Genomic DNA, 7,727 nt, shown 5'->3' with positions numbered 1-7,727 from the left:
CGCCGCGTTCAAGGCGATGGACGAGGTCACCGGCCCCGTCATCGCGATCGTGCTGGTGCTCTCGGCGGTGTTCATTCCGGTGGCCTTCATCAGCGGCACCACCGGCCTGCTCTACAAGCAGTTCGCGATCACCATCGTGATCTCTGTGGCGCTGTCAGGCTTCGTGGCGCTGACGCTGACGCCGGCGATGGCGGCGCTGATGCTCAAGCCGCTGCATGGCGAGCCGAACCGCTTCTTCCGCTGGTTCAACCGGGTGTTCGAGCGCATGACCGCACGCTACGCGGCCGGGGTGCAGCTGACGATCAAGCGGGTGTCGCTGGCGATGCTGGTATTTGTCGTGATGGTCGGCGCCATTCTCGGCCTCTTCAAACACATTCCCGGCTCCTTCGTGCCGATGGAGGATCAGGGCTATGTGCTGGCCGCCACGATCCTGCCGGATGCCGCCAGCCTCGATCGCACGCAGAAGACCACCGAACAGGTTGCGCGGGACTTTGCCAAGCTGCCCTCGGTGCGCAACACCTCGTCGATCCCCGGCTTCAGCATGATCGACAACCAGATGAAGTCGAGTGCCGGCATCGTCTTCGTCGAGATGAAGCCTTTCGAAGAGCGCGGTGGCGGGCTGCGGGCGTCGGCCAAGGCGGCGGTGTTCCAGGTGCGAAAGGCGAGTGCGGCTATCCAGGATGGCGTGGTGGTGCCGCTGATGCCGCCGCCGATTCCTGGCCTCGGCAGTTCAGGCGGCTTCGAGTTCTGGATCCAGAGCAAGGGCGGCGCGAACTACGCGGAAGTCGACCGGGTGACCAAGGCCTTCGTTGCGGCGGCGAAGAAGCGGCCCGAGCTGGCTGACATGACGACGCTGGTGAACGCCTCGTCGCGGCAATTGAAGGTGGAGGTGGACCGCAACCGCGCCGAGACGCTGGGCGTGCCGGTGCAGGATGTGTATGCCGCGATGCAGACGCTGTTCGGCTCGCTCTACGTGAGCCAGTACAACGCCTTCTCGCGCGTGTTCCAGGTGATCCTGCAGGCGGAGCCGAAGTACCGCGAATCACCGGACGACCTGCAGAACATCTACGTGCGGCAGTCCGGTGGCAAGATGCTGCCGCTGTCGGCGGTGACGACGACCCACTTCACCACCGGCGCCGAACTGATCAGCCGCTTCAACGGTTTTTCGGCTGCCAAGGTCACGGGTAATGCGGCCGCGGGCTTCAGCTCGGGGCAGGCGATCCAGGCGATGGAAGAGGTGGCGGCCGAGACCTTGCCGGAAGGTTTCTCGTTCGCGTGGTCCGGTCTGGCCTATGAGGAGAAGCAGGCCGGCGGCACGACCGCGATCGTGTTCGCGTTCGGCATCGTCATGGTGTTCCTGATCCTCGCCGCGCAGTACGAATCCTGGGGGTTGCCGTTCTCGGTCATCACCGCCGTGCCCTTCGGCATCTTCGGTGCGCTGGTGGCCATCTTCCTGCGGGGTCTGGAGAACGACATCTACTTCCAGGTCGGCTTGGTCACGCTGGTGGGGCTGGCGGCCAAGAACGCGATCCTGATCGTCGAGTTCGCGGTGCTCAAGCGCGAGGAAGGGCTGCCGATCGTCGAGGCCGCGGTGGAGGCGGCGCGATTGCGGTTGCGGCCGATCGTGATGACCTCGATGGCCTTCATCGCCGGCGCGGTGCCGTTGGCGATTGCGAGTGGCGCAGGCGCGAACTCACGGCACTCGATCGGCACCGGCCTGATCGGCGGCATGATCGGCGCGACGACGCTGGCGCTGTTCTTCGTACCGCTGTTCTTCGTGATGGTGCAAACGCTGGCCGAGAAGCTCGGCGGCAAGAAGGCCGTGTCGGCGGAGGCGCATCATGAGTAAGACCTTCCAGCGCTCCGTGATGAGCCTCGCCCTGGCATCGCTGCTGGGCGGTTGCGCGCTCTTCCACAGCGAGACCAAGCCCTCGTTGCAGGTTTATGAACGTTGGCGCAGCGAGAACCCGGCGCCCTCGACGCTCGATGTGGATGCTGAACTGGCGCACGATTTCTGGACGGCCTTCGACGACCCGACCCTCAACCAGCTGATGGATCTGGCCTTCGCTGCCAACCCCGATGTGCGCATCGCCGCCGCCAACGTCGAGAACTATCGTGCCCGCGTGACGGCAAGCAGCGCGGAGCGATTTCCGCAGTTCGGGCTGGGTGCTCAGGCCACGCGCGGCAAGGGCGGCGACTTCCCGCCCAAGCCGGCCAACGCCTTCTCGGTTGGGCTCAACCTCACTTGGGAAATCGACCTGTGGGGCAAGCTTGCCCGCGCCACCGACGCTGCCCGCGCCGATCTGCTCGCGCAGCGGGAAGTACAGCGTGGCGTGTGGCTATCGCTCGCCGCGTCGGTCGCGCAGGGCTACTTCACGCTGCGCCAGCTTGACAGCCAGCTCGAAATCTCACGCAACACGCTGGCGCTGCGCAAGACCAGCCTCGATCTGTTCCAGCTTCGCTTTGATGGTGGCGTGATCTCGGAGGTGGAGCTGGCACAGGTGCGCTCGGAATACGAGCAGGCGGTGTCTGCCGTGCCGCAGATCGAGTCGGCGATCGGCAAGGCCGAGAACGCGCTGTCGGTGCTGCTGGGGCGCAACCCGGGGCCGATCGAGCGCGGCAAGGCGCTCGCCGACCTGCGCGACCCCGATGTGCCTGCGGGGCTGCCTTCGCAATTGCTGGCGCGCCGGCCGGATATCCGCTCGGCCGAGGCGCAGCTTGCTGCGGCCGATGCGCGCGTCGATGCGGCACGCCTTGCGTGGTTCCCGAGCATCAGCCTGACCGGCCTGTTCGGCGTCGCGAGCGGCGACCTTTCCGCGCTGTTCAATGATGGCAGCCAGGTGTGGAGCGGTGTTGCGGGCCTGACGCAGCCGATCTTCGATGCCGGCCGCATCGGAGCCAGTGTCGACAGCGCGCGGGCCACGCGCGAGGCGGTGGTGGCGCAATACCAGAAGACGGTTCAGAACGCCTTCCGCGAAGTCGACGATGCGCTGGTGGCGCGCGTGAAGTTGCGCGAGCAGCTTGCTGCGTCCACACGCCAGGTCGAGGCGCTGACGCGTTACGCCGAGCTGGCCAAGCTGCGTTACGAGAACGGCTATACCAGCTACCTCGAAGTGATCGACGCAGACCGCGCCCTGTTCTCGGCCGACCTGAACCGCATTGCCACGCAAAGCGCGGTGCTCGGCGCGTCACTTGAGCTCTACCGCGCGCTGGGTGGCGCGTGGATGGACCGGCGGATCGACGCGCAGGCTAAACCTGCCGGGTAAGAAGTGCCTCGGCTGACCGTGTTGCGACCGCTCGCCGTACGACGTGTACGGTCTGCGCCGCCGCGCCAGGCCTGCACCGGGGCGCTGCGCTCCCCCGCATTTCGTTCGCGTCTGAACCGTGCTGACGTTGTGTTGCCGCGACGCAGCGATTTGTAAGGCTTTGCGTCGCGCTGCGCTGCGCGGATAATCGCGCCACTCAAATTCGGGAGGATCCCCAGCATGAAAGCGCTTCGCATCGCACTCGCCATTGCCGCCATCACAGCAGCCAGCCAGGCCCAGGCCGTCGGCGTGGGCGTGCGCGCCGGCACCACTGGCATCGGTGGCGACATTGGCTTCAGCGTTGCGCCGACGCTGCTCGCCCGGGTTGGCTACTCCTATCTGAACTACAGCAACAACGTTGAAGTGACCGATGTGAAGTACGACGGCAAGCTCAAGCTGTCGAACGGCAGCTTCCTGCTGGACTGGAGCCCGCTCGGCCCGTTCCGCATTACCGGCGGCCTGATCCTCAACGACAACAAGGTTGACGTCACCGGCACGCCGACTGGCAGCAGCTACACGATCAACGGCAACACCTATCCGGCTGCCGCGGTCGGCACGCTGAACGGTACCGTCAAGGTTGGCAACAAGGTGGCGCCTTACCTGGGCATCGGTTACGGCAACGTCGCCACCGCTGGCGTGAACTTCTACTTCGACCTCGGCGTGGTGTTCCAGGGCACGCCCAAGGCCGAGCTGAGCGCCAACTGCGGCAGCGCAATCGTCGGTACGCCGGCGTGCTCGCAACTGCAGAGCGACGTAGCCGCCGAACAGGCCAAGCTGGCTGATGACCTGAAGCGCTTTCAGTATTACCCGGTTGCCAACATCGGTCTCACGATCGGTTTCTGATCGCGATATTGCAGTCGGGGCGGGCGCCTTAGGGCGCCCGTTGTCGTTTCAGGAGTTCTTTCGCATGACCCGTTCCGTATTGCTCGATTCAGCCCTGCTGGCGCCCGCGCTGGATGAGGCGCGGCAGCTACCGCGCCGGCGCAAGAATCTCAACCTGCACACATCGTCCGAAGCGCCGGCACAACGCTTCTTCAACGCGATGGAGCCGAACAGCTATGTGCGGCCGCACCGCCATCTGGATGCCGGCAAGGAAGAAACCCTGCTCGTCGTGCGCGGCAGCGTCGGCGTGTTCGAGTTCGATGACGATGGCGCGGTGATCCGCGCAGCGCGTCTCTCTGCGGCAGGGGACGCCTTCGGTCTGCATGTGCCCCTGGGGGTGTGGCATTCGCTCGTCGCGCTTGAGCCCGGCACCGTGTTCCTCGAAGTGAAGGGCGGGCCCTATGTGCCGTTCTCGCCGGGTGACTTCGCGCCCTGGGCGCCGGCCGAGGGCGACCCGGCTGCGGCCGCCTTCATCGCTGCGCTGCGTAGTCGGCTGGATTGAGCCATGCTCGATATCGTTCTGGTTCACCCCGAAATTCCGCCCAACACCGGCAACGCGATCCGGCTCAGCGCCAACGTCGGCGCACGCCTGCACCTGGTGGAACCGCTCGGCTTCGATCTTTCCGACAAGCAGCTCAAGCGTGCCGGCCTGGATTACCACGACCTTGCGCATGTCACGGTGCACCGTGACTGGGCCGCCTGCCGTGTGGCACTCGCCGGCAAGCGTTTCTTCGCGCTGACCTCGCGCGGCACGGTGCGCTACGACACGGTGCGCTACACGCCGGACGACGTGCTGGTGTTTGGCTGCGAAACAGCCGGGCTGCCGCAGGCGATCCGCGACGAATTCGATGCCGAGCATTGCCTGCGGGTGCCGATGCTGCCGGGCAACCGCAGTATCAACCTCTCCAACACCGTCGCGCTGGTTGCTTATGAAGCGTGGCGACAACATGGCTTTGCCGCTGGCATCTGACATCTCGCCGCGCCAACAGGCAGAATGACGCCTCGCTCAACCGGGTTTTGAAAGGATCGCTGCCATGCGTCACTGGCCGGTGCTGGTTCCCTTGGTGGCGCTTGCCCTGCTGGGGGCTGCGCTCAAATTGCCGCTCGGCGCCACGCTCACGATCGCCTGCGCGGTGGCGTTGATGGCGGTCGTGGTGGCCGCGGTGCACCACGCCGAGGTGGTCGCGCATCGCGTCGGCGAGCCTTTCGGCACGCTGGTGCTGGCGTTGGCGATCACGGTGATCGAAGTCGCGCTGATCGTGTCGATGATGCTCGCCGGCGGGCCGGAGAAAGCCGCGCTGGCGCGTGACTCGGTATACGCCACGGTTATGATCATCTGCACTGGCGTGATTGGTGGCTGCCTGCTGGCAGGCGCGCTGCGGCACCGCGAACAGTCCTTCCGCACCGAGGGGGCAGGGCCGGCGCTGGCGGCGCTGGTGACGATGGCCGTCATGGTGCTGGTGCTACCGATCTTCACCACCTCGGCGCCGGTGGCGCACTACTCGACCCCGCAACTGCTGTTCACCGCAGTGGCGTCGCTCGCGCTGTGGGCGGTGTTCGTGTTCGTGCAGACGGTGCGCCACCGCGACTACTTCCTGCCGCAGGTCGGGGCGGACGATGCCGATACGCACGCGGCGCCACCCAGCCTCGCGGCGACGTGGGCTAGCTTCGGCCTGCTGTTCGTATCGCTGGTGACGGTGGTGGGGCTGGCCAAGATGCTGTCGCCGCAGATCGAGGCCGCGGTCGCCGCAGCCGGCGCACCGCAGTCGGTGATCGGCATCGCGATCGCGATGCTGGTGCTGCTGCCCGAAACCACGGCTGCGCTGCGTGCGGCGATGGCAAACCGGCTGCAGACCAGCATGAACCTCGCGCTGGGCTCGGCGCTCGCCAGCATCGGCCTGACGATTCCGGTTGTCGTGCTGGCGGCGTTGCTGTTCGATTTGCCGCTGGTGCTCGGGCTCGACCCGAAGGATCTTGTCTTGCTCGGCCTCGCCTGCCTTGTCAGCACGATCACGCTGGGCACCGGCCGCACGAATCTGATGCAGGGCGCGGTGCACCTGGTGATCTTCGCGGCCTTCCTGTTCCTGTCGCTGGTGCCCTGATCCTTTGATCCCGTCAGCCGGCCAGCAGCCGGATCAGCAGACCCACCAGAGCGCAGGCGCCGATCACATGCATCACGTTGCGCTTGAAGTGGAACAGCGCAAGCGCCGCTGCCGCTGCGATCGCCGCTGATGTTGCGTCAAATCGGCCCGAGAACCCCGCCGGCCATAGCACGTGGTAGCCGAAGAACAGCGCCAGGTTCAGGATCACGCCGACGACCGCGGCGGTGATGGCGGTGAGCGGTGCGGTGAACTTCAGGTCGTTGTGGGTCGCCTCGACCAGTGGCCCGCCCGCGAGGATGAACAGGAAAGACGGCAGGAAGGTGAACCAGGTCACCAGCGCCGCGGCCGCCGCGCCGGCAAGGAAGAGGTGCTCCGGCCCGAACACCGCCTTCACATAACCACCGACGAAGCCGACGAAAGCCACCACCATGATCAGCGGCCCCGGCGTGGTTTCACCCAGCGCAAGGCCGTCGATCATCTGCGTCGGTGTCAGCCAGCCATAGTGGGTAACGGCACCCTGATAAACATAGGGCAGCACGGCATACGCGCCGCCGAAAGTCAGCAGCGCGGCCTTGGTGAAGAACCAGCCCATCTGCGTCAGATCGTGTTGCCAGCCGTAGTGCAGCGTCAGCAGGCCGATCGGGATCAGCCACAGCGCCGCGCCCGCCGCCGCGATCACCAGCAGCCACGACCAGCGGAAGCGCGCATGCGCCGGCGTGGGCGTGTCGTCGTCGATCAGCGCGGGGCCGAAGGATGCGTCGGCTTTCCCGTGTCCGCCGCCGGTCTTGAAGGTGTCGGGCGCGAAGCGGCCTCCGAGGTAACCGACCAGCGCCGCCGCCGCAACGATGGCGGGGAAGGGCAGGTTCAGCGCGAAGATCGCGATGAAGGAAGCCGCCGCAATCGCCCACAGAGTGCGGTTCTTCAGCGCCCGCGAACCGATGCGGTGGGCGGCCTGCAGCACGATCGCGGTCACCGCCGGTTTGATGCCGTAGAACAAGCCGGCCACCAGCGGCACGTTGCCGAAGGCGATATACACCCACGACAGCGCGATCAGGATCAGCAGCGAAGGCAGCACGAACAGCGCGCCCGCCACGATGCCACCCCAGCTGCGATGCATCAGCCAGCCGATGTAGGTGGCCAGCTGCTGCGCCTCAGGCCCGGGCAGCACCATGCAGTAGTTCAGCGCATGCAGGAGGCGGCGTTCCGAGATCCAGCGTCGGCGCTCCACTAACTCCTGATGCATGATCGCGATCTGCCCGGCTGGGCCGCCGAAACTGATGAAACCGAGCTTCAGCCAGAACAGGAAGGCCTCGCGGAAGCTGACGGCCGTTGGCGTGGCGGGTGCGGGTTGTGACATGTCGGGGGGCTCATTGACCGTCCAGGTTCGAAGCGACCCGGATCGCGAGACGAGATTATCCTCAACAAATGACAAGACGCT

The 7,727-nt window shown here is 66.1% G+C and carries 7 protein-coding genes; 6 read left to right on the top strand and 1 reads right to left on the bottom strand.

Features of this window, described 5'->3' with window-relative positions; translation table 11 throughout:
• The 6 genes from ACE3P0_RS05550 to ACE3P0_RS05525 all read left to right on the top strand — a co-directional run.
• On the top strand, window positions 1–1,849 hold a 1,849-nt coding region (locus ACE3P0_RS05550; RefSeq protein ID WP_374400692.1), incomplete at its 5' end, for an efflux RND transporter permease subunit.
• Window positions 1,842–3,266: an efflux transporter outer membrane subunit gene (locus ACE3P0_RS05545; protein WP_374400690.1), complete on the top strand. Its 1,425-nt coding sequence runs from the start codon at window positions 1,842–1,844 to the stop codon at window positions 3,264–3,266. The genes ACE3P0_RS05550 and ACE3P0_RS05545, both read left to right, overlap by 8 nt.
• Window positions 3,267–3,485: 219 nt before the next feature.
• Complete coding sequence (locus ACE3P0_RS05540) at window positions 3,486–4,148, top strand: hypothetical protein (RefSeq protein ID WP_374400688.1); 663 nt, start codon at window positions 3,486–3,488, stop codon at window positions 4,146–4,148.
• A gap of 64 nt (window positions 4,149–4,212) precedes the next feature.
• Window positions 4,213–4,689 carry a WbuC family cupin fold metalloprotein gene (locus ACE3P0_RS05535; protein ID WP_374400686.1) on the top strand — a complete coding sequence of 159 codons (477 nt, stop codon included), beginning with the start codon at window positions 4,213–4,215 and terminating at the stop codon, window positions 4,687–4,689.
• A gap of 3 nt (window positions 4,690–4,692) precedes the next feature.
• The gene (locus tag ACE3P0_RS05530) at window positions 4,693–5,157 is read left to right on the top strand and encodes a tRNA (cytidine(34)-2'-O)-methyltransferase (RefSeq protein ID WP_374400684.1); all 465 of its coding nucleotides are present in this window, start codon (window positions 4,693–4,695) and stop codon (window positions 5,155–5,157) included.
• A 64-nt stretch (window positions 5,158–5,221) separates the two neighbouring features.
• Window positions 5,222–6,289: a calcium:proton antiporter gene (locus ACE3P0_RS05525; protein ID WP_374400683.1), complete on the top strand. Its 1,068-nt coding sequence runs from the start codon at window positions 5,222–5,224 to the stop codon at window positions 6,287–6,289.
• 13 nt (window positions 6,290–6,302) lie between these two features.
• Here ACE3P0_RS05525 and chrA read toward each other — a convergent pair whose 3' ends face one another.
• A complete protein-coding gene (gene chrA, locus ACE3P0_RS05520; protein WP_374400681.1) occupies window positions 6,303–7,646 on the bottom strand; it encodes a chromate efflux transporter in 1,344 nt (447 codons plus the stop codon).
• Between the last annotated feature and the right edge of the window lie 81 nt (window positions 7,647–7,727).

Source organism: Niveibacterium sp., assembly GCF_041909475.1.
Classification (GTDB): domain Bacteria; phylum Pseudomonadota; class Gammaproteobacteria; order Burkholderiales; family Rhodocyclaceae; genus Niveibacterium.
Note: the sequence above shows the minus strand (reverse complement) of the source record. Positions and strands in the feature narration are given on the sequence as shown.

Excerpts from the sequence above, each read along its gene's own strand:
- ACE3P0_RS05545 (WP_374400690.1), top strand. The coding sequence starts at position 1,842 with ATGAGTAAGACCTTCCAGCGCTCCGTGATGAGCCTCGCCCTGGCATCG.
- ACE3P0_RS05540 (WP_374400688.1), top strand. The coding sequence starts at position 3,486 with ATGAAAGCGCTTCGCATCGCACTCGCCATTGCCGCCATCACAGCAGCC.
- ACE3P0_RS05535 (WP_374400686.1), top strand. The coding sequence starts at position 4,213 with ATGACCCGTTCCGTATTGCTCGATTCAGCCCTGCTGGCGCCCGCGCTG.
- ACE3P0_RS05530 (WP_374400684.1), top strand. The coding sequence starts at position 4,693 with ATGCTCGATATCGTTCTGGTTCACCCCGAAATTCCGCCCAACACCGGC.
- ACE3P0_RS05525 (WP_374400683.1), top strand. The coding sequence starts at position 5,222 with ATGCGTCACTGGCCGGTGCTGGTTCCCTTGGTGGCGCTTGCCCTGCTG.
- chrA (WP_374400681.1), bottom strand. The coding sequence starts at position 7,646 with ATGTCACAACCCGCACCCGCCACGCCAACGGCCGTCAGCTTCCGCGAG.